This window comes from Enterobacter sp. MGH 16, from assembly GCF_000493175.1.
Lineage (GTDB): Bacteria > Pseudomonadota > Gammaproteobacteria > Enterobacterales > Enterobacteriaceae > Enterobacter > Enterobacter roggenkampii.
Window position 1 is genome coordinate 4,416,984 of record NZ_KI535695.1, and the last position, 24,709, is coordinate 4,441,692.

The window sequence follows — 24,709 nt, forward strand, 5'->3', positions numbered from 1 at the left end:
CTTACCGGAGGCTTCATGGATCCCGATCCCACACCTCTCCTGAACGGGAGAATGCGTTCTTTCCGGTAAGCCAGCCTGTTGCTGACTCACCGGTGATGTGAGGCAGCAGCGTTCCAAACGTTCCTGCTTGAAAAATTGAGTGCCTCTCAGGTACGGCTTTGCCACGCCTGAAGGAAATGCTGCGTCCGCCTTTGCGGATGCGGAGGAATGACGATGTTTAAAAATATCACCCGGCAGCTGCAGGCCCTGCTGAGCCGCCACCTGCCACACCGTCTTGTTCAGCGCGACCCGCTGCCAAACGCCAAAAACATGGCGGGGGCGGCGATCCCCGCGTCCCTGACCGAACGCTGCCTGAACGTGGCGGCGATGGATGAAAACGAAGTCTGGCGCGCCTTTGGCGGACACCCGGAAGGGCTGAACGCGGCAGAAGTGGAAAAAATCCGCGCCGTGCATGGCGATAACCTCATTCCGGCGCAAAAGCCCTCTCCGTGGTGGGTGCATCTGTGGCTCTGCTACCGCAACCCGTTCAACCTGCTGCTGACCGTGCTCGGCCTCATCTCCTACGCGACGGAAGATCTGTTTGCCGCAGGGGTGATTGCCCTGATGGTGGGCATCTCCACGCTGCTGAACTTTATTCAGGAGGCCCGCTCCACCAAAGCGGCGGACGCCCTGAAGGCGATGGTCAGCAACACCGCGACCGTCTCGCGCGTGATCAACGATCTCGGCGAAAACGCCTGGGTGGAATTGCCTATCGACCAGCTGGTGCCGGGCGATCTGGTGAAGCTGGCCGCGGGGGACATGATCCCAGCGGATTTACGCATCATCCAGGCGCGCGATCTGTTTGTGGCGCAGGCTTCCCTGACCGGCGAATCCCTGCCCGTTGAAAAGGTGGCGCGCAGCCGCGACCCGCAGCAGATGAACCCGCTCGAGTGCGACACCCTGTGCTTTATGGGCACCACGGTCGTCAGCGGCACCGCGCAGGCGATTGTCACCGCCACCGGGGGCAACACCTGGTTTGGTCAGCTTGCCGGGCGCGTCAGCGAGCAGGAGAGCGAGCCGAATGCCTTCCAGAAAGGGATTGGCCGCGTCAGCATGCTGCTGATCCGCTTTATGATGGTGATGACGCCGATCGTGCTGCTGATCAACGGCTACACCAAAGGCGACTGGTGGGAGGCGGCGCTGTTTGCGCTCTCCGTGGCGGTCGGCTTAACGCCGGAAATGCTGCCGATGATTGTGACCTCTACGCTGGCGCGCGGGGCGGTGAAGCTCTCTAAACAGAAGGTGATCGTCAAACACCTCGACGCCATTCAAAACTTTGGCGCGATGGACATTCTCTGCACCGATAAAACCGGTACCCTGACGCAGGACAAAATCGTGCTGGAGAACCACACTGATATCTCCGGCAAAACCAGCGAGCGCGTGCTGCACAGCGCGTGGCTGAACAGCCATTACCAGACCGGGCTGAAAAACCTGCTCGACGTCGCGGTGCTGGAAGGGGTAGATGAAGAGTCAGCCCGCACGCTCTCCGGCCGCTGGCAGAAGGTGGATGAGATCCCGTTCGACTTCGAGCGCCGCCGTATGTCGGTGGTGGTGAGCGAGCAGCCGAACGTGCATCAGCTGATCTGCAAAGGGGCGCTGCAGGAGATCCTCAACGTGTCGACGCAGGTGCGCTATAACGGTGACATCGTGCCGCTGGATGACACCATGCTGCGCCGCATCAAGCGCGTCACCGACAACCTCAACCGTCAGGGGCTGCGCGTGGTGGCGGTGGCGAGCAAGTTCCTGCCCGCGCGTGAGGGGGACTATCAGCGTATCGACGAATCCGATCTGATCCTCGAGGGCTACATCGCCTTCCTCGATCCGCCGAAAGAGACCACTGCCCCGGCGCTGAAGGCGCTGAAGGCGAGCGGCATTACCGTGAAAATCCTCACCGGCGACAGCGAGCTGGTGGCGGCCAAAGTGTGCCACGAGGTTGGGCTGGACGCGGGCGACGTGGTGGTGGGGAGCGATATTGAACATCTCTCTGATGACGAGCTGGCGAAGCTGGCCCAGCGCACCACGCTGTTTGCCCGCCTGACGCCGATGCACAAAGAGCGCATCGTCACCCTGCTTAAGCGAGAAGGGCACGTGGTGGGCTTCATGGGCGACGGCATCAACGATGCGCCCGCCCTGCGTGCGGCGGATATCGGTATCTCCGTAGACGGGGCGGTCGATATTGCCCGCGAAGCGGCGGATATCATTCTGCTGGAAAAGAGCCTGATGGTGCTGGAGGAGGGCGTGATCGAAGGGCGCCGTACCTTTGCCAATATGCTCAAGTACATCAAGATGACCGCCAGCTCCAACTTCGGTAACGTCTTCAGCGTGCTGGTGGCGAGCGCGTTTCTGCCGTTCCTGCCGATGCTGCCGCTGCACCTGCTGATCCAGAACCTGATGTACGACGTGTCTCAGGTGGCGATCCCGTTTGATAACGTGGACGACGAGCAGATCCAGAAGCCGCAGCACTGGAACCCGGCAGATCTTGGGCGCTTTATGCTGTTCTTTGGCCCGATCAGCTCCATCTTCGACATCCTGACCTTCTGCCTGATGTGGTTTGTGTTCCACGCCAACACCCCGGAACACCAGACGCTGTTCCAGTCCGGCTGGTTCGTGGTCGGGCTGCTGTCGCAGACGCTGATTGTGCACATGATCCGCACCCGCCGCATTCCGTTTATCCAGAGCCGCGCCGCGTGGCCGCTGATTGTAATGACGGGCATTGTGATGGCGCTCGGCATCGCGCTGCCGTTCTCACCGCTGGCAAGCTACCTGCAGCTGCAGGCGCTGCCGCTGAGCTACTTCCCGTGGCTGGTAGCGATCCTCGCCGGTTACATGGTGCTGACGCAGATGGTGAAAGGGTTCTATGCGCGTCGGTATGGGTGGCAGTAAGTTATGTTTGCCGGGTGGCGGCTTCGCCTTACCCGGCCTACTCCCGAAACGTAGGCCCGGTAAGCGCAGCGCCACCGGGCAATAGCTTTCCTCCCAAATTCAACAACCTGTGATCTCCGTCGGCGCATTCGCTTGACGACAAAATGAGCGCATGTTAACAGAATGTTTTGCCTTTATTTGGCCCGTCAGATAAGGAACATTCATGTTACGGTACAGTCTCTTAACCGCCGGGCTGATGCTCGGCGCCTCTGCCTTTGCCGCCCCGGCAGGGGATCTCCCCTTAATGCCCTGGCCTGCGAAGGTCGAACGCCCGACCACCCAGGGCGCACTGGTGCTTAGCAACAACGTTTCTGTAAGCGTCAGCGGGGACGATCTCGGTGACGCCGTCAACCGACTGCGCCAGCGCATCGCCCTGCAAACCGGCTGGACGCTGCAGCCTCAGGCTGAAAAGCCAGACAAACCAACTATCCGCATCGCCATCGCTAAAAAGGTGAAGCCGCAGCCGCTGCCGGACAGCGATGAAAGCTATAAGCTCACGGTGGACGCCAACGGCGTGAACATCTCTGCCAACACCCGCTTCGGTGCCTTGCGCGCCATGGAAACCCTGCTCCAGCTGGTGCAGAACGGGGCGGAAAACACCTCGATCCCGTGGGTGACCATTGACGATTCACCGCGCTTCCCGTGGCGCGGGCTGCTGCTCGATTCGGCACGCCACTTTCTCCCGCTGCCGGATATCAAACGCCAGATCGACGGCATGGCCGCGGCGAAGCTCAACGTGCTGCACTGGCATTTGACCGACGACCAGGGCTGGCGCTTCAGCTCGAAGCGTTATCCAAAATTAACCCAGCTTGCCAGCGACGGGCTGTTCTACACGCCTGAGCAGATGCGCGAGGTGGTGCGTTACGCCGCCGAGCGCGGTATTCGCGTGGTGCCGGAGATCGACATGCCGGGCCACGCCTCGGCGATTGCCGTGGCCTACCCGGAGCTAATGAGCGCGCCGGGGCCGTACGCCATGGAACGCCACTGGGGCGTGCTGAAGCCGGTGCTGGATCCCACAAAAGACGCAATCTACGCTTTTGCCGATGCGATGGTCAGCGAACTGGCGGCGATCTTCCCCGATCCGTATCTGCACATCGGCGGCGACGAAGTGGACGACAGCCAGTGGAAAGCGAACCCGGCTATCCAGCAGTTTATGCGCGACAACAGGCTGGCGGACAGCCACGCGCTGCAGGCGTACTTCAACCGCAGGCTGGAAACGATCCTTGAGAAGCATCACCGCCAGATGGTCGGCTGGGACGAGATCTACCATCCTGACTTACCGAAAAGCATTCTGATCCAGTCCTGGCAGGGCCAGGACGCGCTGGGGCAGGTGGCGCAGAGCGGCTACAGGGGCATTCTGTCGACCGGCTTTTATCTCGACCAGCCCCAGTCCACCGCCTATCACTACCGCAACGAGATCGTCCCGCAGGGGTTAAACGGCGTGGACGTGATAGCGGACACCGACAGCGCCCAGAGCTGGGCCTTCTCCATGCCGCGCCTGAAGGGCAAGCCGGTGGAGGGGAGCTTCACGCTGGTGAAAGGGGATGCCGGCTGGCGCGGGTTTATTGATTTTGCCGGGAAATCCCGCCGCGCGGTGCAGGATATTGAATGGCGGGATGACAATCAGGTGACCTTCACCGTCGATACCTGGATGGGCGAAACGCGCCCGGTTGTCACCGTTGATAACGACAAACTCTCCGGTTATTTCCTCGTCGGGAATACGCGCTACCCGATTAGCGGCACGCGTCTGGACGACGTGCCGAAAGGCGTTCCGCCCGTCGTGCCGGACGTGGCGAACCAGTCCAACCTGCTCGGCGGCGAAGCGGCGCTGTGGGCGGAAAACGTGGTGGCGCCGGTGCTGGATATTCGTCTGTGGCCGCGTACGTTTGCGGTGGCGGAGCGGCTCTGGTCCGCGCAGGACGTCAACGACGTCGACAACATGTACACCCGCCTGCAGGCGATGGACAGCTGGTCGACGGTGTCGGTCGGGCTGCAGCAGCATACCCAGCAGCAGGTGCAGTTCACGCGCCTCGCCGGTAATGCCGACACGCTGCCGCTGCAGGTCCTCGCGCAGGCGATTGAACCGGCTCAGTATTACACCCGCCAGCACCTGAAGTTCCAGGCCGGAAACTACCATCAGTTCGAGCCGCTCAACCGCTTTGCGGATGCGCTGAACGCCGAAAGCACCACCGTGCGCCAGATGCACAAGTGGGCGGACCGCCTGGTGAGCGATGCGGAAGACACGGAAAGCGCCGACGCCCTGCGTCACGTCTTTAACCGCTGGCAGAGCAACACCAGCGACGCGCTGGCCTTAAGCGAAAACAGCTATCAGCTGAAGGCGATGAAGCCGGTGATCCAGGAGGTGGATAAGCTGGCGTCGATTGGCCTGCGGCTCACCGACCTGGTGGCGCGTCAGGGCACGCTGGATGACAAAGAGATCGCCTCGATTCAGAGCGAGCTGGATAACGCGGCGAAGGTGCAGGACGAAGTGGTGATTGCGGCGGTGTACCCGCTGGAGACGCTGCTGCGCGCCACGCGGAATCAGTAGCAAGCAACAAAAAAGGCAGCCTGGGCTGCCTTTTTTCATCGCCAAAGCGAATTAGCGACGAACGGCAATCGCTTCGATTTCAATTTTCACGTCTTTTGGCAGACGCGCCACTTCCACGCAGGAGCGCGCCGGGAAGGTGGCGTTATGCTCGGTGAAGAACGCTTCGTAGGTGGCGTTAACGGTCGCGAAATCGTTCAGATCCTTCACGAACACGGTGGTTTTCACGATATCACCCACTTTCAGGCCGGCAGATTCCACGATAGCCTGCACGTTTTCCAGCGACTGACGCGCCTGCGCCGCGACATCTTCCGGCACCGCGCCGGTTTTTGGGTTTACGGGGATCTGACCTGAAGTGATGATCATGCTGCCCAGATCAACGCCCTGAACGTAAGGGCCGATAGCGGCTGGTGCATTTTCCGTCGCGAGTACTTTGCTCATGTTTTCTCCAGAATTACAGCGTTAAGAATGTTCCCGGCCATTATAACAGCCGGGATTTCATTACCAACCTCAATTAGTTGGCCAGCACCACATAATGAGAAAACTCTTTTTCGCAGTATTTGCATTTGAGTGCGATGTCATTCGCGCGCTTTTTCACTGCGAAACTGGAGGAAACCGGCTCAGCATGACTGATGCAGTTGCTGTTCGGGCAGACCAGCACGCTTTCGATACGTTCTGGCAGGCTCGGGCGGGATTTGCCGACCACTTCGTACTCGTCGATGCGGTTGACGGTGGCGTCCGGCGCGTACAGCGACAGCTGGTTAACCTGCTCGTCGGTCAGGAAGGTGTTCTCGATTTTGATCAGGTCTTTGCGGCCCATCTCGCCCGACGGCAGGTTCAGGCCGATGGTGATGCGCTGGTCAGTTTCGGTCAGTTTGAACAGCGTCAGCAGCTTAAAGCCCACCTGCGCAGGGATATGGTCAATCACGGTGCCACGCTTGATGGCTTCAACCTGGAGTTTGTTATCGTGTGTCATGGTCGTCTCCCCTTACAGAGCTAATTCGCGATTCAGAACCAGTGCCAGTAACGCCTGGCGAGCGAAGATGCCGTTCCCGGCCTGCTGGAAGTACCAGGCGTGCGGCGTTTTATCCACGTCTGTGGTGATTTCATCGATGCGCGGCAGCGGATGCAGGACCTTCATGTTGTCGCGCGCGCCTTCCAGGTCGCTGGCGCGCAGCACGAACTGCGCCTTCACGTTGGCGTATTCGGACGGATCCAGACGCTCTTTCTGCACGCGGGTCATGTACAGAATATCCACGTGGCTCATCACCTCTTCGATGCTGGCATGCAGGCTCCACGCAATGCCTTTCTCGTCCAGCATGTCGAGAATGTACTGCGGCATCGCCAGCGCCTCCGGGGCTATGAAGTAGAAGCGGTTGCCGTTAAATTTCGCCAGCGCCTGGGTCAGGGAGTGGACGGTGCGGCCATACTTCAGGTCGCCAACCATGGCGATGTTCAGGTTCTCAAGCGTGCCTTGGGTCTCCTGAATGGTGAACAGATCCAGCAGCGTCTGCGTTGGGTGCTGGTTGGCACCGTCACCGGCGTTCAGCACCGGAATGCCGCCGGAGAACTCGGTTGCCAGGCGCGCCGCGCCCTCCTGCGGGTGACGCATCACAATCGCGTCGACGTAGGTGCTAATCACTGAAATGGTATCCGCCAGGGTCTCGCCTTTTTTACCCAGCGACGTGTTGCTGCTGTCAGAGAAGCCCACCACGCTCGCGCCCAGGCGGTGCATGGAGGTCTCAAAGGAGAGGCGGGTGCGGGTCGAGGCTTCAAAGAAGCAGCTCGCAATCACCTTGTGCTTCAGCAGCTCCGGTTGCGGATTGGCCTTCAGTTTTGCCGCGGTTTCCAGAACCAGTTCCAGCTCTTCGCGGCTGAGGTCGTTTATGGAAATGATGTGTTTTTGATAAAGCGGATTCATGTTTATCTCCTGACGCCGGGCAAAAAAAAGCCCCTCAAATGAGGGGCTCTGGGAATAGGTTTAGCAACGGGAAGAAAAACGGCAGGCCAGCGTCTGATTTCAGACGCGGTAAGACGTTATGTCGTACACGCTTGACCATGCTTCCTCCCGGCAAATTGTCGGGCATTATACGCAGCTCGCTTTTCGGATCAAGCGATTTAATGCACGCTTTACTCAATGCAAACGGTTCTTTGTGAATATTAATGCGTTCTGAGTAAATAATTAATTTGCTTATGCACCAGCGCGGTGCGCTTCACCACCCGGGGGGCGACCCAGACAATACTGCTGCCGGCCACCACGCCTAAAATTTCCGGAAGCTGGTGATAATCCAGAATACGCGCCACCGCGCGGCCATATCCGGCGACGGTATGGACAAGGATAAACTCGCTATTATGCTCAACGCTGACCACCATTTCCGAAACGGTACGCGCGGCGTCGGGGGCAGGGCGCAGCTGAGGATTCAACGAATAAATCTTTAGCCCTTTGGCATTTCGAATTTTTATGACTCCGAGCAACTTCAGCAATCGCGAAACGGTCGACTGGCTGATGCTGTCAAACCCTCTCTCCTGCAGGTCGCGGCGAATCTCTTCCTGCGAAAGGTAACTCTTTTCGGCGATCAAACGCTGGCACACCGTGAGCTGCAGCTGTTCTTTGGGAGAGTACTCTTCGTAATCCATCATGTTTCCCATATCAGTTCCCGAAATAACCGGTGACACCGCACCGATCCGTAGGCCGGATAAGCGCAGCGCCATCCGGCAAATTACAACAACGCCCCCAGACTTAACGCCACCATAATCACCACCGTCAGGATCGCCAGCAGCGGCGCCACCCATTTCAGGTAGCGCACGTAAGGTACCCGGGCGATAGCCAGCCCGCCCATAACCACCGCAGAGGTCGGCGTGACGAGGTTAACGATGCCGGAGGCCGACTGGTAAGCCGTAACCACCAGGTCGCGGTTGACGTTAGCGAAATCAGCAAGCGGCGCCATGATCGGCATCGTCAGAACGGCCAGGCCGGATGAAGAAGGCACAAGAAACGACAGCACGACTTCCAGCCAGTACATCACGTTGATAAACGCTACCGTGGACAACCCGCTGACCAGGCCTTCCGCGCTGTGCAAAATGGTGTGGGTAATCATGCCCTTATCCATGATGACTACGATACCGCGCGCGATGCCGATAATCAGCGCGACGCCCAGCAAATCTCGCGCGCCGTTGATAAACGTCGACGTCAGCTCCTCTTCGCTCATGCGGGCAATCAGGCCGACGATGATCGCGCTGGCGAGAAACACCGCTGAAATCTCCGCCATCCACCAGCCCAGCACCGCCACGCCGTAAATCATCACCGCGAAGGCCAGAGCGAAAATCACCAGGATGATTTTGCGCACCGGGGTGAATTCCAGGGACTGCTCGCCCTTGTTGCCGAGGAAATGGGCGAGGTTCTCCTCCTGCTTGTCTGCAACGATGGACTGCGAGGGATCCTTACGCACCTTGCGGGCGTAGCGCATCACCCACGCCACGCAGATGATCCAGCCGATGACCAGCAGCGCCACGCGCAGGGCGATGCCGTTGGTGAAGGGGATCCCGGCGGCGTTGGCGGCGATCACCGTGGCAAACGGGTTAATGGTGGAGCCGAGGGTGCCGATCCCCGCCCCGAGCAGCACGGTAGATGCAGCGACAACCGGATCGAACCGCGCGGCCAGCATCACCGGCACCAGTAAGGTATAGAAGGGCAGTGACTCTTCGGCCATACCGTAAATCGTGCCGCCTGCGGCAAACAGCGCCATCAGGATCGGGATCATCCACTCCTCGCGTCCGCGCAGCCGGGTGGTTACACGCTCGATCCCGGCGTCAATCGCCCCGGTTTTGGTGACGATCCCGAGGAATCCCCCGATGATCAGAATAAACAGCGCCACGTCGATCGCCCCGGCCTGGCCGGATTCCGGATCGTACAGCCCGGCAATCGGCGCCATCAGCACCGAAACCAGCCCCTGCGGATGCGCCGCGACGTGCGCGTAGGTGCCTGCAACGGGGACGTCTTTGCCGAGCGCCTCGTTCATTGCCATATGGTACTGCCCGGCCGGGACAATCCACGTCAGCACGGCCACGACGGCAATCAGAAAAAAGAGAATGGTGTAAGCGGAGGGAAACTTGAACTTGCCCATGATGTTCTCCTGAAGCCCGGCGCACCCCGAGGCGCGCCGGGCGGTGATTAGTCGCCGAGTGTCGCCACCATGACCGCTTTAATGGTGTGCATGCGGTTCTCTGCTTCGTCGAAGACGATGGAGTTCGGTGATTCGAAGACCTCTTCCGTCACCTCCAGCCCCTTCAGCCCGTACGCCATCTCGATCTCGCGGCCCACCTTAGTGTGCTCGTTGTGGAATGCCGGCAGGCAGTGCATGAATTTGACGTTCGGGTTGCCGGTGGCCTTCATCACCCGGGCGTTAATCTGATACGGCTTCATCAGGCTGACGCGCTCGGCCCAGGCTTCCTTCGGCTCGCCCATGGAGACCCACACGTCGGTGTAGAGGAAATCGGTCCCCTGCACGCCTTCTTCCACGTCGTCGGTGAGGGTGATGCGCGCGCCCGTCTCTTTCGCAATGGCGCGGCACTGCTCAACCAGCCCCGCTTCCGGCCAGAAGGATTTCGGCGCCACGAGGCGGATATCCATCCCCATCTTGGCCGCGCCGACCATCAGGGAGTTGCCCATGTTGTTGCGCGCGTCGCCGAGATAGGCAAAGCTCAGCTCCGGCAGGGTTTTGCCCGGGGAGTGCTCCAGCATGGTCATCAGGTCGGCGAGAATTTGGGTCGGGTGGAACTCGTCGGTCAGGCCGTTCCATACCGGCACGCCCGCGTACTCGCCCAGCTCTTCGACGATGGCCTGGCCGTAGCCGCGGTATTCGATGCCGTCGTACATGCGGCCCAGCACGCGGGCGGTGTCTTTCATCGACTCTTTATGGCCAATCTGCGAGCCGCTTGGGCCGAGATAGGTGACCTGCGCGCCCTGGTCGAACGCGCCCACTTCGAAGGCGCAGCGGGTGCGGGTGGAGGTTTTTTCAAAGATCAGGGCGATGTTTTTCCCGACCAGGGTTTGCTTCTCGCGCCCGGCTTTTTTGGCGGCCTTGAGCTCGATGGCGAGGTCGATCAGGTACTGGATCTCCGCCGGGGTGTAGTCCAGCAGTTTGAGGAAGTTGCGGTTTTTCAGGTTGATGGTCATGGCTAAATCCTTTTTAAAATGAGTGTTCAGTTACGAATCAACGTGCCTTTCTCGCCCGCGAGGATCTCCGCGCCGTCGGCCAGCGCGCCGATCCCGGCTATCCCATTGCAGGCTTCAACGAACTCGCGGCAGGCGGCCACCTTCGGCCCCATCGATCCGGCGTCGAACTGCATGCCCCTGAGCAGCTCCGGCGTCACCTGCGCCAGCGGACGCTGGGTTGGTTTGCCCCAGTCGAGGTACACCGCGTCGGCATCGGTCAAAATCAGCAGGGCGTCGGCCTCGATCTGCCTCGCCAGCAGGGCAGCGGAGAGGTCTTTGTCGATCACCGCCTCAATCCCGCGATAGCCGTTGGCGTTTTCCACCACCGGTACGCCGCCGCCGCCGTTGCAGATCACCAGGTGGTCGCGCTGAATCAGCGCGGTGATGGCGTCGCTCTCGACGATGCGCTTCGGCTGCGGCGACGGCACCACGCGGCGGACGTAGCTGCCGTCGGCCTTAAACACCCAGCCTTTCTCTGCGGCCAGCATTTTTGCCTGGGCTTCGCTGTACACCGGGCCGATGTATTTGGTCGGGTTGCTGAAGGCCGGGTCGGCGGCGTCCACTTCTACCTGAGTGAGCAGAACGCTCACCTCCCGCTGCGGCAGGCTGTTTTTCAGCGCCTGCTGGAGCATGTAGCCGATCATTCCCTGGCTTTCGGCGCCAAGAACGTCCAGCGGGTAGGGTGTGACTTTGTCGTAGGCGCTGTTTTGCAGCGCCAGCAGTCCGACCTGCGGGCCGTTGCCGTGCACCAGCACCACGCGCCACTGCGCCGTTAAGCCGGCGATGGTGCGGGCGGCCTGCTCGATGTTCTGGCGCTGGATCTCCGCTTCCAGCGGCTCGCCGCGCTTGAGCAGCGCGTTGCCGCCCAGGGCCACAACCAGAGTGGGTTTTCGTTCCATGATGGCTCCTTAAATTCCGTCGCGTTCCAGCGGGCAGCTCATGCAGCGCGCGCCGCCGCGGCCGCGTCCCAGCTCGTCGCCCGGGATGGGCAGCACGGTGATACCCGCTTTGTCGTACTTCTCGTTGGTCCAGACGTTGCGCTCGTAGCCGATCACCACGCCGGGGCGGATGGTCAGGACGTTGTTGGCGTCGTTCCACTGCTCGCGTTCGGCCTCAAAGGCGTCGCCGCCGGTGGTGATCAGGCGTACCTGGTTAATGCCGAGCGCTTTCTCGATGGCGTGCAGGAGGTCGGTTTCCTGGGTGCGCAGCAGGCCGCCGCGGCCGTCCGGGGTGAGCGTCCAGCACTGGGCGTCCTTGCGCACCACTTCCGGGTAGACGGAGAAAGTGTCCACGTCGATGTGGGTCATGACGGTGTCGAGGTGCATGCAGGAGCGGTGTTTTGGCAGCTCAACGGCAATCACGCGCTCGGCCTGACGGTGTTTGAACAGGCTGTTGGCGAGGAACTCCACGCCCTGCGGCGTCGTGCGCTCGGACATGCCGATCAATACCGCACCGCGGCCAATGACTAATACGTCGCCGCCTTCTAAAGTGGCGTGGTCGTAATTAATATTCTCGTCGCCGAAATACTTAATAAAATCGCCGTCGGCGAACGCCGGGTGCCAGCGATATATTGCCCGCAGGTTATTGGTTTCACGCTGACGCGCCGGTTTGGCCATTGGGTTAATAGAGACGCCGTTATAGATCCAGCAGGAGGTATCGCGGGTAAATAAATGGTTCGGCAGCGGCTTCATAATAAAATCATTCGCCGTATGGGTATCCACCACCATATTTTTAATGGCTGCCGGAATTTCACCGTAGGTTAATCCGCCGCTTAATCTGCGCGCCAGTTCCCGGTGCGGCATATCCGCCAGCCAGCCGCGCACGTCGCCAGCAAAGGTTGGGCCGAGGCGGTAGTCAGAGATTTGCGTCTCCAGCAGCCAGGCTTTCGCCTCAGCGATATCAAGGGTTTGTGTCAGCAGGTCGGTCAGCAGCAGGACTTCCACCCCCTGCTCACGCAGCGTGTTGGCGAAGATGTCATGCTCCTCACCCGCCCGCTCAACCGAGAGCACGTCATCGAAAAGCAGCTCCTGACAGTTTGATGGCGTTAAGCGTTTCAGACTTAAATTTGGGCGGTGCAGCATAACGCTACGCAATTGACCAATTTCAGAACCGACGTAATGCTTTTCCATAATTATTCCTTTAACTGTTTTTCAGAATAAAAAGGGCATGCGCCATGTGATGTATTTAATTGCATGGCGGCTAAGCTCAATTGATTTCGTGGTTCATACTAGGCAGTTAAATAATCCGTATTGTGATATTGCTCACGCGAAAATGGATATTAAGCGGTTTGTTTTCATTTGCATGATTCGCATCAGATAATGATTAATTGGCTATTCTGGCGAGGTGAATAGCTAAGCACTATCCGTTGTCATTATTTGCAGTTGTTAGTATTTTGTAGAATTTCATGCTTTGAAATGTTTTTTTAAGCCATTGATTTTAATTGTGTTTAAAGGTGGCGGGGAATGGCTATGCAATATTACTAATTAACTATTTTTGGCTTAAGGAAAATCAATAAATATTTATTGAATTTAATAGCAAATTATCAAAGTGATAAAATGTGAAGCTGTAGCGAGTTTTGTTGTTAAGGCATGACGATCAGTAAGTTAGCGCAAGGCCGTGATAACGAAGAACTGAAGATATGCATAATGGCTGCATAAATGCCTGCGAGGGCTTAACAGCAAATTAACACCATTCCCGATAAACATGCGTTCGCGCAAAACCCGTCTAAAAAGCGCTGGTATGGCAGCCAGGATTCTCGTATAAAAGATGAAAATGAAACGTTGTTTTATATCGAGGGTTTTCTGATGATTATCGGCAACATCCACCATCTGCACTCCTGGCTGCCTGACGAACTGCGTCAGGCCATCGAGCATGTTAAAGCGCACGTCACCGACGCGACGCCGCTCGGGAAACACGACATCAACGGCAACAGCCTGTTTTATCTGGTCTCTGAAGATATAACCCAGCCGTTCGCCGAGCGTCGCGCCGAGTACCACGCGCGCTATCTGGATATTCAGATCGTGATGAAGGGTCAGGAAGGGATGACCTTCAGCACCCTGCCGCCCGGCACGCCGGACACCGACTGGCTGGCGGACAAAGACATCGCGTTCCTGCCGGAAGGCGAGCAGGAGAAAACCGTGGTACTGAACGAAGGGGATTTTGTGGTGTTCTGGCCGGGTGAGGTGCATAAGCCGCTGTGCGCGGTGGGGGCACCTGCTAAGGTCAGGAAAGTGGTGGTGAAGATGCTTGTAGAGTAACCCTCTCCCAAGGGCAGAGGGTGTAAAAGTTCCCTCTCCCTGTGGGAGAGGGTTAGGGTGAGGGCACCAGACCGCACCTTCCAATATGTGATCCAGCTTAAACTTCCCGCACTCCCTCTTCATCTCTCATTTACCTGCGCTTTTCCTGCGTCATAGTATGATCGTTAATTTAACGAACACTGTTCTATAATGTAGAACAAATGATTCAGCAAGGAGATCTCATGCCGCAGTCCGCGTTGTTCACGGGAATCATTCCCCCTGTCTCCACCATTTTTACCGCCGACGGCCAGTTCGATAAGCCGGGCACCGCCGCGCTGATCGACGATCTCATCAAAGCAGGCGTTGACGGCCTGTTCTTCCTTGGCAGCGGCGGCGAGTTCTCCCAGCTCGGCGCCGAAGAGCGTAAAACCATTGCCCAATTTGCTATCGATCATGTCGATCGTCGCGTACCGGTCCTGATCGGCACCGGCGGCACCAACGCGCGGGAAACCATTGCGCTCAGCCAGCACGCGCAGCAGGCGGGGGCGGACGGCATCGTGGTGATCAACCCTTACTACTGGAAAGTGTCGGAAGCGAACCTGATCCGCTATTTCGAGCAGGTGGCGGACAGCGTCACGCTGCCGGTGATGCTCTATAACTTCCCGGCGCTGACCGGGCAGGATCTGACCCCGGCGCTGGTCAAAACCCTGGCCGACTCGCGCAGCAACATCGTCGGCATCAAAGACACCATCGATTCCGTGGCCCACCTGCGCAGCATGATCCACACCGTCAAAGCCGCCCATCCGCACTTCACCGTGCTGTGCGGCTACGACGATCATCTGTTTAATACCCTGCTGCTCGGCGGCGACGGGGCGATCTCGGCCAGCGGCAACTTTGCCCCGCAGGTGTCGGTGAATCTTCTGAAAGCCTGGCGGGATAAAGACGTGGCGAAAGCGGCTGAGTATCATCAGACCTTACTGCAAATCCCGCAGATGTATCAGCTGGATACGCCGTTTGTGAACGTGATTAAAGAGGCGATCGTGCTCTGTGGCCGCCCGATTTCTACCCACGTGCTGCCGCCCGCCTCTGCGCTGGACGAGCCGCGCAAGGCGCAGCTGAAAACCCTGCTGCAACAGCTCAAGCTCTGCTGAGCCGGACGATAACCATGACCATCGAGAAGATTTTCACCCCGCAGGACGATGCGTTTTATGCGGTGATCACCCACGCGGCGGGGCCGCAGGGCGCGCTGCCGCTGACCCCGCAGATGCTGATGGAATCCCCCAGCGGCAACCTGTTCGGCATGACGCAGAACGCCGGAATGGGCTGGGATGCCAACAAGCTGACCGGCAAAGAGGTGCTGATTATCGGCACACAGGGCGGCATCCGCGCCGGGGACGGACGCCCGGTTGCGCTGGGCTACCACACCGGGCACTGGGAGATCGGCATGCAGATGCAGGCGGCGGCGAAGGAGATCACCCGCAACGGCGGGATCCCGTTTGCGGCCTTCGTCAGCGATCCGTGCGACGGGCGCTCTCAGGGCACGCACGGCATGTTCGACTCTCTGCCGTACCGCAACGACGCGGCGATCGTGTTTCGCCGCCTGATCCGTTCCCTGCCGACGCGCCGGGCAGTGATCGGCGTGGCGACCTGCGATAAAGGGCTGCCCGCCACCATGATTGCCCTGGCCGCGATGCACGACCTGCCGACCATTCTGGTGCCGGGCGGGGCGACGCTGCCGCCGACCGTGGGGGAAGACGCGGGCAAGGTGCAGACCATCGGCGCGCGCTTTGCCAACCACGAACTCTCCCTGCAGGAGGCCGCCGAGCTGGGCTGTCGCGCCTGCGCCTCGCCGGGCGGCGGGTGTCAGTTCCTCGGCACGGCGGGCACCTCGCAGGTGGTCGCGGAAGCGCTGGGGCTGGCGCTGCCGCACTCCGCGCTGGCCCCGTCCGGGCAGGCGGTGTGGCTGGAGATCGCCCGCCAGTCGGCGCGGGCGGTGAGCGAGCTGGATAACCGCGGCATCACCACGCGCGATATCCTCACCGATAAAGCCATCGAAAACGCGATGGTGATCCACGCGGCGTTCGGCGGCTCCACCAATTTACTGCTGCACATTCCGGCCATCGCCCACGCGGCAGGCTGCACGATCCCGGACGTAGAGCACTGGACGCGCGTCAACCGCAGGGTGCCGCGCCTGGTCAGCGTGCTGCCCAACGGCCCGGACTATCACCCGACCGTGCGCGCCTTCCTCGCGGGCGGCGTGCCGGAGGTGATGCTCCACCTGCGCGATCTCGGTCTGCTGCACCTGGACGCCATGACCGTCACCGGCCAGACGGTGGGCGAGAACCTCGACTGGTGGCAGACGTCCGAACGCCGGGCGTGCTTCCGCCAGTGCCTGCGCGAGCAGGATGGCGTGGATCCGGATGACGTGATCCTCCCGCCGGAGAAGGCAAAAGCGAAAGGGCTGACCTCAACGGTTTGCTTCCCGACGGGCAACATCGCGCCGGAAGGCTCGGTGATCAAGGCCACGGCGATCGACCCGTCGGTCGTCGGTGAAGATGGCGTTTACCGCCACACCGGCCGGGCGCGGGTGTTTGTCTCGGAAGCGCAGGCGATCAAGGCCATCAAGCGGGAAGAGATCAAGCAGGGCGATATCATGGTGGTGATCGGCGGCGGGCCGTCCGGCACCGGCATGGAAGAGACCTACCAGCTTACCTCCGCGCTGAAGCATATCTCGTGGGGCAAGACGGTGTCGCTCATCACCGATGCGCGCTTCTCGGGCGTGTCGACGGGCGCCTGCTTCGGCCACGTGTCGCCGGAGGCGCTGGCGGGCGGGCCGATTGGCAAGCTGCGTGACAACGACATCATCGAGATAGCCGTCGACCGGCTGACATTAACGGGCAGCGTCAACTTTATCGGTACCGCAGAAAACCCGCTGACGCCGGAAGAGGGCGCGCGCGAGCTGGCAGTACGGCAGACGCACCCGGACCTGCACGCCCACGACTTTTTGCCGGACGATACCCGGCTGTGGGCAGCACTGCAGTCGGTGAGCGGCGGCACCTGGAAAGGCTGTATTTATGACACCGATAAAATTATCGAGGTAATTAACGCCGGTAAAAAAGCACTCGGACTTTAATTATTTTTCACGCGATTGTCGTCTACGGAATATATTCTGTGGGCGGCTTTTGCTTGTCTTTATTTTATGAATTTAATCAATAAGTTGTGATATATCGTTGGCGTCACAAAAGCAAAATAACGTAATTCAGAAATAAGATATGACCATTGCTGGTTAATTGAACAGCTCATTACACTCCATTAACACGATGTTGTAATTCAGCACACTACATAAGGGTGTAATTCTGATGACGCAATTAACCATGAAAGACAAAATTGGCTACGGGCTGGGTGACACCGCCTGTGGCTTCGTCTGGCAGGCTACCATGTTCCTGCTGGCCTATTTCTACACCGACGTCTTCGGCCTGTCGGCGGGCATTATGGGGACGCTGTTTTTAATCTCCCGCGTGCTCGACGCCGTGACCGACCCGCTGATGGGGCTGCTGGTCGACCGCACCCGCACGCGGCACGGCCAGTTCCGCCCGTTCCTGCTGTGGGGCGCCATCCCGTTTGGCATCGTCTGCGTGCTGACCTTCTACACGCCGGACTTCTCCGCGCAGGGCAAAATCATCTACGCCTGCGTGACCTACATTCTCCTGACCCTGGTCTACACCTTCGTTAACGTGCCGTACTGTGCCATGCCGGGCGTCATTACCGCCGACCCGAAAGAGCGTCACGCCCTGCAGTCCTGGCGTTTCTTCCTGGCGGCGGCGGGATCGCTCGCCATCAGCGGCATTGCCCTGCCGCTGGTAAGCATCATCGGCAAGGGGGATGAGCAGGTGGGCTATTTCGGCGCCATGTGCGTGCTGGGGCTGACCGGCGTGGTGCTGCTCTACGTCTGCTTCTTTACCACCAAAGAGCGCTACACCTTTGAGGTGCAGCCGGGCTCGTCGGTGGCGAAAGATCTCAAGCTGCTGCTCGGCAACGGCCAGTGGCGGATCATGTGCGCGTTCAAGATGATGGCGACCTGTTCCAACGTGGTGCGCGGCGGGGCGACGCTCTACTTCGTCAAATACGTGATGGATCACCCGGAGATGGCGACCCAGTTTTTACTCTACGGCAGCCTCGCCACCATGTTTGGCTCGCTCTGCTCCTCCCGACTGCTGGGCCGCTTCGATCGCGTCACCGCCTTCAAGTGGGTCATCGTCGCCTACTCGCTGATCAGCCTGCTGATTTTCGTCACCCCGGCGGAGCATATCGCCCTGATTTTCGCCCTCAACATCCTGTTCCTGTTCGTCTTTAACACCACCACGCCGCTGCAGTGGCTGATGGCCTCTGACGTGGTGGACTACGAGGAGAGCCGCAGCGGGCGCCGCCTCGACGGCTTGGTGTTCTCCACCTACCTGTTCAGCCTGAAGATTGGCCTGGCGATTGGCGGGGCGGTGGTGGGCTGGATCCTGGCGTACGTGAACTACTCCGCCAGCAGCAGCGTGCAGCCGGTCGAGGTGCTGACCACCATCAAAATTCTGTTCTGCGTGGTGCCGGTGGTGCTCTACGCGGGCATGTTCATCATGCTGTCGTTCTACAAGCTCACCGACGCTCGCGTGGAGGCCATCAGCCAGCAGCTGATCAAGCACCGCGCGGCGCAGGGCGAGGCCGTTCCCGACGCCGCGACAGCCGCATCCCATTAACCGGAGGCACTATGCAAATCACAAACCCTATTCTGACCGGCTTCAACCCGGACCCGTCCCTCTGCCGCCAGGGCGAGGACTACTACATCGCCACCTCGACCTTCGAGTGGTTCCCGGGCGTGCGCATCTACCACTCCCGTGACCTGAAAAACTGGTCGCTGGTCAGCACGCCGCTGGACCGCGTGTCGATGCTGGACATGAAGGGCAACCCGGACTCCGGCGGCATCTGGGCGCCGTGCCTGAGCTACGCCGACGGCAAATTCTGGCTGCTCTACACCGACGTGAAGATTGTCGACTCGCCGTGGAAAAACGGCCGCAACTTCCTCGTCACCGCGCCGTCCATTGAGGGGCCATGGAGCGAGCCGATCCCGATGGGCAACGGCGGGTTTGATCCGTCCCTGTTCCACGACGACGATGGCCGCAAGTACTACCTCTACCGCCCGTGGGGGCCGCGCCACCACAGCAACCCGCACAACACCATCGTCATGCAGGCGTTTGACCCGCAGACTGGCACGCTCTCGCCCGAGCGTAAAACCCTTTTTACCGGCACGCCGCTCTGCTACACCGAGGGGGCGCATCTTTATCGCCACGCGGGCTGGTACTACCTGATGGTTGCCGAGGGCGGCACCAGCTACGAGCACGCGGTCGTGGTACTGCGTTCCAAAAATATCGACGGGCCGTACGAGCTTCATCCGGACGTGACGATGATGACCAGCTGGCACCTGCCGGAGAACCCGCTGCAAAAGAGCGGCCACGGCTCGCTGCTGCAGACCCACACGGGGGAGTGGTACATGGCCTACCTCACCAGCCGCCCGCTGCGCCTGCCCGGCGTGCCGCTGCTGGCCTCCGGCGGGCGCGGCTACTGCCCGCTGGGACGCGAGACCGGCATCGCCCGCATTGAGTGGCGCGACGGCTGGCCGTACGTGGAAGGCGGCAAGCACGCGCAGCTGACCGTGAAAGGCCCGCAGGTGGCCGAGCAGCCTGGCGCCGCTCAGGGTAGCTGGCGAGAGGACTTCGACGGCAGCACGCTTGACCCTGAATTGCAGACCCTGCGCATTCCGTTCGACGACACTCTCGGCTCACTCACCGCGCGCCCGGGCTATTTACGGCTCTACGGCAACGACTCGCTCAACTCCACCTTCACCCAGTCGACCGTGGCGCGCCGCTGGCAGCACTTCGCTTTCCGCTCAGAAACGCGGATGCAGTTCTCGCCGGTTCACTTCCAGCAAAGCGCCGGACTGACCTGCTACTACAACAGTAAAAACTGGAGCTACTGCTTTGTGGACTACGAGGAGGGGCAGGGGAGAACCATCAAGGTGATCCAGCTCGACCACAACGTGCCGTCATGGCCGCTGCACGAGCAGCCCATTCCGGTGCCGGAACAGGCGGAGAGCGTCTGGCTGCGCGTGGACGTGGATACGCTGGTCTACCGCTACAGCTACTCGTTCGACGGCGAGACGTGGCACGCCGTGCCGGTGACGTATGAGGCCTGGAAGCTGTCGGACGACTACATCGGCGGGCGCGGCTTCTTCACCGGCGCGTTTGTGGGGCTGCACTGCGAGGACATCAGCGGCGACGGCTGCCACGCGGACTTCGACTACTTCACCTACGAGCCGGCCTAACGGCTCAGGCCGGGTAGCCCAGCGCGCGTGACAGCGCGAGCCCGGCCTGCTGAAGCTGCTCGCGGAAATCAGCCAGCTCGGCGTCGTCCACGCGCGAGGTCAACGTCGACAGGCTCAGGGCGGCAATCACGCGGGATTCATGGTTCCACACCGGCACCGCCACGCAGCGCACGCCCTGCTCGTTCTCTTCGCTATCCAGGGCATAGCCCTGCTCGCGGGTCTGCGTCAGGGCGGCCATTAGCTCTTCACGAGAGGCGAGGGTGGAAGGGGTATAGGTGGTGTACTGATAGCCCTCAAGCAGGGGGGTCAGCTCGGTCTCGCCCAGCCAGGCAATCAACACCTTGCCGATGGCGGTGGCGTGAACCGGCAGGCGGCGGCCAATGCGCGAATAGGCGATGGCGGCCAGCTTGCCTTCAATCTTCTCGATATAAACCCCTTCACGCCCGTCCAGGATCCCCAGATGGGTGGTCTGCCCGGTACGCTGGGACAGATCCGTCAGCCAGCCTTTCGCCTTCTGACGAATATCGATGGAGCCCACGACAAAATGGCCGCGCTCGACCAGCTTCATGCCGAGGCGATACTTACCGTTTTCCGGGTTCTGATCGATATAGCCGTGAAGCTGCAGGGTTTTCAGCAGCGAGTGGAGGGTACTCTTGCTCAGCCCCATCAGTTTGCTGATGTCGGTGATCTTAAGCTCGGTGGCCTGCTCGTTGAACAGGTCGAGGATCTGCAACGCACGTTCAACAGACTGAATAATCGGCATAATGCTGGTATGTCCACGCTGGAATTAAGGCGAAAACGTACCTTTTTCGGGGTGAAAAATCAATGAAATGGAGCTGGCCTGATCCGCCCGGCGGCGCTACGCTTGCACGGGCCTACGGGTTGTGTAGGCCGGGTAAGCGCAGCGCCACCCGGCAAGAAGAGCGCACCGAATCAATAAAGTGGGAGAAAGGATCACTCCCCAAGCGTCGCCACCATCACCGCCTTAATCGTATGCATTCGGTTTTCCGCCTGGTCGAACACGATGCTCGCCGCCGACTCAAACACCTCGTCCGTCACTTCCATCCCGCCGTGCAGATCGAACTCCTTCGCCATCTGCTTGCCGAGCGTGGTCTGATCGTCATGGAACGCCGGCAGACAGTGCAGGAACTTCACGTCCGGATTGCCGGTGAGCGCCATCATCTGCGCGTTCACCTGATACCCGCGCAGCAGCGCAATCCGCTCCGCCCACTTCTCTTTGGCTTCGCCCATCGACACCCACACATCGGTATAGATAAAGTCCGCGCCCTTCACGCCCGCCGCCACGTCTTCCGTCAGCGTGATTTTCCCACCGTGCTTTTCCGCCAGCGCGCTGCACTCTGCCACCAGGCTCTCTTCCGGCCAGCAGGCTTTCGGGGCCACCAGGCGCAGATCCAGCCCGGTCAGCGCCGCCGCTTCCAGCATCGAGTTGCCCATGTTGTTGCGCGCATCGCCCGCGTAGACCAGCGTCATCTCGTTAAACGCCTTGGCCGGCAGGTGCTCCTGCATGGTCAGCAGGTCCGCCAGCAGCTGCGTCGGGTGGAACTCGTTGGTCAGCCCGTTCCACACCGGCACGCCCGCATACTGCGCCAGCGTCTCGACCACTTCCTGGCCGTGCCCGCGATACTGAATGCCGTCGTACATCCGCCCGAGCACGCGCGCGGTGTCTTTAATTGACTCTTTATGCCCAATCTGGCTGCCGCTCGGGCCTAAATACGTGACGCGCGCGCCCTGGTCAAATGCGGCAACTTCGAAAGAGCAACGGGTACGGGTCGAGTCTTTTTCGAAGATGAGCGCGATGTTTTTACCGGTAAGCTTCTGTACTTCCTTGCCATTTTTTTTATCGGCTTTGAGCTGTGCGGCAAGGGTCAGCAGAGAAGTGAACTGTGCAGGGGTAAAGTCGAGCAATTTCAGAAAGTGTTTCTTGTACAGATCAGACATTTTATCCTCACATGGCGAACGCCACTTATTGAATTAAAATTCACTTTATATGTGTAATTATTCATTTGCAACCCCGTTTCACAAATCTTTCCAACAAAGGTGGAGGCAAACCCGTCCGTGTGTGAAAATAGAAGTATCTGCCGCACTTTAAAGAGGATTGAGCCATGGCAAACCCGGAATTACTGGAAGAGCAACGCGAAGAGACGCGTCTGATTATTGAAGAGCTGCTGGAAGACGGTAGCGATCCGGACGCGCTGTACACCATCGAGCACCATTTCTCTGCGGATGATTTCGACGCGCTGGAAAAAATGGCCGTGGAAGCCTTCAAGCTGGGCTACGAAGTGACCGAGCCGGAAGAGCTGGAAGTGGAAGAGGGCGACACCGTCATCTGCTGCGACATCCTGAGCGAAGGCGCGCTGAAGGCGGAGCTAATTGATGCGCAGGTCGAACAGCTGATGAACCTGGCCGAGAAGTTTGACGTGGAATACGACGGCTGGGGAACCTACTTCGAAGATCCGAACGGTGAAGACGGCGAAGAAGGCGACGACGAAGATTACGTCGACGAAGACGACGACGGCGTGCGTCACTAAGCGTTTCAGGCGGTGGCGCGCGCCACCGCTTTTTCAAGGCAGAACCATGGATTACCCGCAGATACTCGCCCCCGTACTCAACTTCCTCCAGTGCCCGACCCCGCAAGCATGGATTGATAAAGCCCGCGACCCGGCGAACCTGCCGCTGCTGCTCACCGACCACATGGTGTGCGAGCTCAAGGCCGCCCAGACCGCGCTGCTGCTGGTGCGTAAATACGTCGCCGACGAAAGCGGTGCCGACGCGCTGCTCGACTGGCTCAAACCCTACGAACAGTTCACCTTCCGCGACGGCCCGGAGCCAGACTTCATCGCCCTGCACAGACAGATTGGCAAAAGCGTGATGCCCAAAACCGACGACCCGTGGGGCCAGGCGCTCATCGACAGCATGGTGCTGCTGATTAAAGAGGAGTTGCACCATTTCTGGCAGGTGCGCGAGGCGATGCTGGCCCGCGACATTCCGTACGTCAAAATCACCGCCAGCCGCTACGCCAAAGGGATGCTGAAGGAAGTGCGCACCCACGAACCGCTGACGCTGATCGACAAGCTCATCTGCGGCGCCTACATCGAAGCCCGCTCCTGCGAACGCTTCGCCGCGCTGGCCCCGTTCCTCGACGACGACCTGCAGAAGTTTTATCTCTCGCTGCTGCGCTCGGAAGCGCGCCACTATCAGGACTACCTGACGCTGGCCCGGCAGGTGAGCGACGACGATATCTCACCGCGTATAAAGCTTTTTGGCGAAATTGAAGCCACACTTATCTCGACACCGGACAACGAGTTTCGCTTCCACAGCGGCGTGCCGGTGTAAACCGGCATAGCGAAAGGATAAGGATGCGAGATGAATAAAACGTGGACCCGTATTGTGATTGTCGTCGTCGCGGCCGCCGCCGTGGCGTTCTGGGTGTTTTTCGACAGGCAGCGCGCCCCGGAACGGCAGATGGATAACGCCCTTAACGCGATGCCCGCCTGGCAGGTGATTAAGGAGCAGGAGCCCGCGCTGCATCAGCGCATCCTCGACCAGATGGCCGCCCTGCAAAAAGCGGGCGAGCCGGAGCAGCAGATTATCGACACCATCCAGCCGCAGATCCTGCATCTGCAGATGTCGCGCCTGCAGAACGCACCGGACGCCAACGTGGTGAACTACATGACCATCAACATGGAGCAGACCGCCGCCATCCAGAAGGTGAGCGACGACGCCTGCTTCCGCTTCCTCTATCCGACGGTGAAGGGCGGCGTGAACCCTATGCGCATGCTGGATAAAGACCTGATGACGCGGCGAATGCAGGCCGATGCCGACATGATGCGCGCGGCCTACGGCAAAAACCGCCACACCGTGACCCAAGCCGAGCGCGAGGCGGCTGTCGAGGATGTGCGGCCGATTATGAAGCAACTTGCCGATAAGTACGGCGAGGACATCCAGCTGCTGCAGATGCCGGAAAAGGCGGCGGGCAAAGAGAAGCTCTCCTGCGATATGGTGCAGGAGATGTGGGCGAAGGTGCTGGCGCTGCCGGAGCAGAAGGCTGCGAGGGTGATTCGGCTGGCGGTGTCTGAGCTGGACTGACGGTAGCGCTGGTTTTTTGGGCACTTAGCGCGGGTTTAGCGCGTCGTCGCTTGCATGGCGGCGCGCGACAGGTATAATCCACAACGTTTCCGCATCCCCTTCAGTGCCGAAGTGGCGAAATCGGTAGACGCAGTTGATTCAAAATCAACCGTAGAAATACGTGCCGGTTCGAGTCCGGCCTTCGGCACCATTAGTACTTCCAAGATCATCCGAGAAAGTCCATAAAACCCTTTAAAATCAATGCTTGCAGCGATTTTTCCGTCCCGAGTTGTCCGAGGTCG

22 protein-coding genes, 1 tRNA gene and 1 pseudogene are annotated in these 24,709 nt (G+C 59.9%); 12 read left to right on the forward strand and 12 right to left on the reverse strand.

Features of this window, described 5'->3' with window-relative positions; all coding sequences use genetic code 11:
* Window positions 1–213: 213 nt before the first annotated feature.
* Window positions 214–2,922, forward strand: coding sequence for a magnesium-translocating P-type ATPase (gene mgtA, locus L362_RS02275; protein WP_023345324.1), 2,709 nt, complete (start codon window positions 214–216; stop codon window positions 2,920–2,922).
* Window positions 2,923–3,124: 202 nt separating this feature from the next.
* The gene (locus L362_RS02270; RefSeq protein WP_023345325.1) at window positions 3,125–5,509 is read left to right on the forward strand and encodes a beta-N-acetylhexosaminidase; all 2,385 of its coding nucleotides are present in this window, start codon (window positions 3,125–3,127) and stop codon (window positions 5,507–5,509) included.
* A 51-nt stretch (window positions 5,510–5,560) separates the two neighbouring features.
* On the opposite strand, the gene ridA is transcribed toward L362_RS02270, so the two are convergent.
* The 4 genes from ridA to L362_RS24230 form a co-directional block, all read right to left on the reverse strand.
* Window positions 5,561–5,947: a 2-iminobutanoate/2-iminopropanoate deaminase gene (gene ridA, locus L362_RS02265; RefSeq protein ID WP_008501391.1), complete on the reverse strand. Its 387-nt coding sequence runs from the start codon at window positions 5,945–5,947 to the stop codon at window positions 5,561–5,563.
* Window positions 5,948–6,020: 73 nt separating this feature from the next.
* On the reverse strand, window positions 6,021–6,482 hold the full coding sequence (gene pyrI / locus L362_RS02260; RefSeq protein WP_008501390.1) for an aspartate carbamoyltransferase regulatory subunit: 462 nt from the start codon (window positions 6,480–6,482) through the stop codon (window positions 6,021–6,023).
* A 12-nt stretch (window positions 6,483–6,494) separates the two neighbouring features.
* Entirely contained in the window at window positions 6,495–7,427 is a 933-nt protein-coding gene (pyrB, locus tag L362_RS02255) for an aspartate carbamoyltransferase (protein ID WP_023326589.1), read from the reverse strand.
* A gap of 34 nt (window positions 7,428–7,461) precedes the next feature.
* Window positions 7,462–7,566, reverse strand: a complete 105-nt coding sequence (locus L362_RS24230) for a pyrBI operon leader peptide (protein WP_022646880.1) — start codon at window positions 7,564–7,566, stop codon at window positions 7,462–7,464.
* On the opposite strand from L362_RS24230, the pseudogene L362_RS24740 reads away from it, so the two are divergent.
* A pseudogene (locus L362_RS24740) lies at window positions 7,546–7,663 on the forward strand (hypothetical protein). The gene L362_RS24230 and the pseudogene L362_RS24740 sit on opposite strands and share 21 nt — an antisense overlap.
* Before the next feature lie 3 nt (window positions 7,664–7,666).
* On the opposite strand, the gene L362_RS02250 reads toward L362_RS24740, so the two are convergent.
* The 5 genes from L362_RS02250 to arcA all read right to left on the reverse strand — a co-directional run bounded on the left by L362_RS02250 (window position 7,667) and on the right by arcA (window position 12,850).
* Window positions 7,667–8,146 (reverse strand): arginine repressor, encoded by a 480-nt coding sequence (locus L362_RS02250; RefSeq protein ID WP_025912003.1) that lies wholly within the window; start codon window positions 8,144–8,146, stop codon window positions 7,667–7,669.
* A gap of 80 nt (window positions 8,147–8,226) precedes the next feature.
* Complete coding sequence (locus L362_RS02245) at window positions 8,227–9,630, reverse strand: YfcC family protein (RefSeq protein ID WP_008501387.1); 1,404 nt, start codon at window positions 9,628–9,630, stop codon at window positions 8,227–8,229.
* Between the two features lie 47 nt (window positions 9,631–9,677).
* A complete protein-coding gene (gene argF, locus L362_RS02240; protein ID WP_023345326.1) occupies window positions 9,678–10,682 on the reverse strand; it encodes an ornithine carbamoyltransferase in 1,005 nt (334 codons plus the stop codon).
* Window positions 10,683–10,708: 26 nt separating this feature from the next.
* Window positions 10,709–11,620 carry a carbamate kinase gene (gene arcC / locus L362_RS02235; RefSeq protein WP_023345327.1) on the reverse strand — a complete coding sequence of 304 codons (912 nt, stop codon included), beginning with the start codon at window positions 11,618–11,620 and terminating at the stop codon, window positions 10,709–10,711.
* 9 nt (window positions 11,621–11,629) lie between these two features.
* On the reverse strand, window positions 11,630–12,850 hold the full coding sequence (gene arcA, locus L362_RS02230; RefSeq protein ID WP_008501384.1) for an arginine deiminase: 1,221 nt from the start codon (window positions 12,848–12,850) through the stop codon (window positions 11,630–11,632).
* A gap of 675 nt (window positions 12,851–13,525) precedes the next feature.
* Between arcA and L362_RS02225 the strand changes: the two genes are divergently transcribed.
* The 5 genes from L362_RS02225 to L362_RS02205 all read left to right on the forward strand — a co-directional run bounded on the left by L362_RS02225 (window position 13,526) and on the right by L362_RS02205 (window position 20,321).
* Entirely contained in the window at window positions 13,526–13,978 is a 453-nt protein-coding gene (locus L362_RS02225; RefSeq protein ID WP_023345328.1) for a YhcH/YjgK/YiaL family protein, read from the forward strand.
* 221 nt (window positions 13,979–14,199) lie between these two features.
* Window positions 14,200–15,108: a 2-keto-3-deoxygluconate aldolase gene (gene yagE, locus L362_RS02220; protein WP_023345329.1), complete on the forward strand. Its 909-nt coding sequence runs from the start codon at window positions 14,200–14,202 to the stop codon at window positions 15,106–15,108.
* Window positions 15,109–15,122: 14 nt separating this feature from the next.
* Window positions 15,123–17,090, forward strand: a complete 1,968-nt coding sequence (yagF, locus tag L362_RS02215; RefSeq protein WP_023345330.1) for a xylonate dehydratase YagF — start codon at window positions 15,123–15,125, stop codon at window positions 17,088–17,090.
* Window positions 17,091–17,316: 226 nt separating this feature from the next.
* Window positions 17,317–18,699, forward strand: coding sequence for an MFS transporter (locus L362_RS02210; RefSeq protein ID WP_023345331.1), 1,383 nt, complete (start codon window positions 17,317–17,319; stop codon window positions 18,697–18,699).
* 11 nt (window positions 18,700–18,710) lie between these two features.
* Window positions 18,711–20,321, forward strand: a complete 1,611-nt coding sequence (locus tag L362_RS02205) for a glycoside hydrolase family 43 protein (RefSeq protein WP_023345332.1) — start codon at window positions 18,711–18,713, stop codon at window positions 20,319–20,321.
* 4 nt (window positions 20,322–20,325) lie between these two features.
* Here the strand turns inward: L362_RS02205 and xynR are convergent, their stop codons facing one another.
* From xynR to L362_RS24990, 3 genes are all read right to left on the reverse strand, one after another.
* Complete coding sequence (gene xynR, locus L362_RS02200) at window positions 20,326–21,084, reverse strand: DNA-binding transcriptional repressor XynR (protein WP_023345333.1); 759 nt, start codon at window positions 21,082–21,084, stop codon at window positions 20,326–20,328.
* A gap of 191 nt (window positions 21,085–21,275) precedes the next feature.
* Window positions 21,276–22,280 carry an ornithine carbamoyltransferase gene (gene argF / locus L362_RS02195; RefSeq protein WP_023345334.1) on the reverse strand — a complete coding sequence of 335 codons (1,005 nt, stop codon included), beginning with the start codon at window positions 22,278–22,280 and terminating at the stop codon, window positions 21,276–21,278.
* Window positions 22,250–22,345: a putative translational regulatory protein ArgL gene (locus tag L362_RS24990; protein ID WP_213014347.1), complete on the reverse strand. Its 96-nt coding sequence runs from the start codon at window positions 22,343–22,345 to the stop codon at window positions 22,250–22,252. Before L362_RS24990 ends, argF (L362_RS02195) begins: the two co-directional genes overlap by 31 nt.
* 99 nt (window positions 22,346–22,444) lie before the next feature.
* On the opposite strand from L362_RS24990, the gene rraB reads away from it, so the two are divergent.
* The 4 genes from rraB (at window position 22,445) to L362_RS02175 (ending at window position 24,618) form a co-directional block, all read left to right on the forward strand.
* Window positions 22,445–22,870 (forward strand): ribonuclease E inhibitor RraB, encoded by a 426-nt coding sequence (gene rraB / locus L362_RS02190; RefSeq protein WP_008501374.1) that lies wholly within the window; start codon window positions 22,445–22,447, stop codon window positions 22,868–22,870.
* Window positions 22,871–22,916: 46 nt separating this feature from the next.
* Window positions 22,917–23,675, forward strand: a complete 759-nt coding sequence (gene miaE, locus L362_RS02185) for a tRNA isopentenyl-2-thiomethyl-A-37 hydroxylase MiaE (protein WP_023345335.1) — start codon at window positions 22,917–22,919, stop codon at window positions 23,673–23,675.
* Between the two features lie 30 nt (window positions 23,676–23,705).
* A complete protein-coding gene (locus L362_RS02180) occupies window positions 23,706–24,428 on the forward strand; it encodes a hypothetical protein (protein WP_023345336.1) in 723 nt (240 codons plus the stop codon).
* 105 nt (window positions 24,429–24,533) lie between these two features.
* A tRNA-Leu gene (locus L362_RS02175) sits at window positions 24,534–24,618 on the forward strand.
* The last annotated feature ends 91 nt before the right edge of the window (window positions 24,619–24,709 follow it).

Coding starts and splice junctions, on each gene's coding strand:
- L362_RS02180 (WP_023345336.1), top strand. CDS start 23,706: ATGAATAAAACGTGGACCCGTATTGTGATTGTCGTCGTCGCGGCCGCC.
- arcA (WP_008501384.1), bottom strand. CDS start 12,850: ATGGAAAAGCATTACGTCGGTTCTGAAATTGGTCAATTGCGTAGCGTT.
- rraB (WP_008501374.1), top strand. CDS start 22,445: ATGGCAAACCCGGAATTACTGGAAGAGCAACGCGAAGAGACGCGTCTG.
- pyrB (WP_023326589.1), bottom strand. CDS start 7,427: ATGAATCCGCTTTATCAAAAACACATCATTTCCATAAACGACCTCAGC.
- L362_RS02210 (WP_023345331.1), top strand. CDS start 17,317: ATGACGCAATTAACCATGAAAGACAAAATTGGCTACGGGCTGGGTGAC.
- L362_RS02250 (WP_025912003.1), bottom strand. CDS start 8,146: ATGATGGATTACGAAGAGTACTCTCCCAAAGAACAGCTGCAGCTCACG.
- yagF (WP_023345330.1), top strand. CDS start 15,123: ATGACCATCGAGAAGATTTTCACCCCGCAGGACGATGCGTTTTATGCG.
- L362_RS02270 (WP_023345325.1), top strand. CDS start 3,125: ATGTTACGGTACAGTCTCTTAACCGCCGGGCTGATGCTCGGCGCCTCT.
- L362_RS24990 (WP_213014347.1), bottom strand. CDS start 22,345: ATGAATAATTACACATATAAAGTGAATTTTAATTCAATAAGTGGCGTT.
- xynR (WP_023345333.1), bottom strand. CDS start 21,084: ATGCCGATTATTCAGTCTGTTGAACGTGCGTTGCAGATCCTCGACCTG.
- L362_RS02245 (WP_008501387.1), bottom strand. CDS start 9,630: ATGGGCAAGTTCAAGTTTCCCTCCGCTTACACCATTCTCTTTTTTCTG.
- L362_RS02225 (WP_023345328.1), top strand. CDS start 13,526: ATGATTATCGGCAACATCCACCATCTGCACTCCTGGCTGCCTGACGAA.
- yagE (WP_023345329.1), top strand. CDS start 14,200: ATGCCGCAGTCCGCGTTGTTCACGGGAATCATTCCCCCTGTCTCCACC.
- mgtA (WP_023345324.1), top strand. CDS start 214: ATGTTTAAAAATATCACCCGGCAGCTGCAGGCCCTGCTGAGCCGCCAC.
- L362_RS24230 (WP_022646880.1), bottom strand. CDS start 7,566: ATGGTCAAGCGTGTACGACATAACGTCTTACCGCGTCTGAAATCAGAC.
- pyrI (WP_008501390.1), bottom strand. CDS start 6,482: ATGACACACGATAACAAACTCCAGGTTGAAGCCATCAAGCGTGGCACC.
- L362_RS02205 (WP_023345332.1), top strand. CDS start 18,711: ATGCAAATCACAAACCCTATTCTGACCGGCTTCAACCCGGACCCGTCC.
- miaE (WP_023345335.1), top strand. CDS start 22,917: ATGGATTACCCGCAGATACTCGCCCCCGTACTCAACTTCCTCCAGTGC.
- argF (WP_023345334.1), bottom strand. CDS start 22,280: ATGTCTGATCTGTACAAGAAACACTTTCTGAAATTGCTCGACTTTACC.
- argF (WP_023345326.1), bottom strand. CDS start 10,682: ATGACCATCAACCTGAAAAACCGCAACTTCCTCAAACTGCTGGACTAC.
- arcC (WP_023345327.1), bottom strand. CDS start 11,620: ATGGAACGAAAACCCACTCTGGTTGTGGCCCTGGGCGGCAACGCGCTG.
- ridA (WP_008501391.1), bottom strand. CDS start 5,947: ATGAGCAAAGTACTCGCGACGGAAAATGCACCAGCCGCTATCGGCCCT.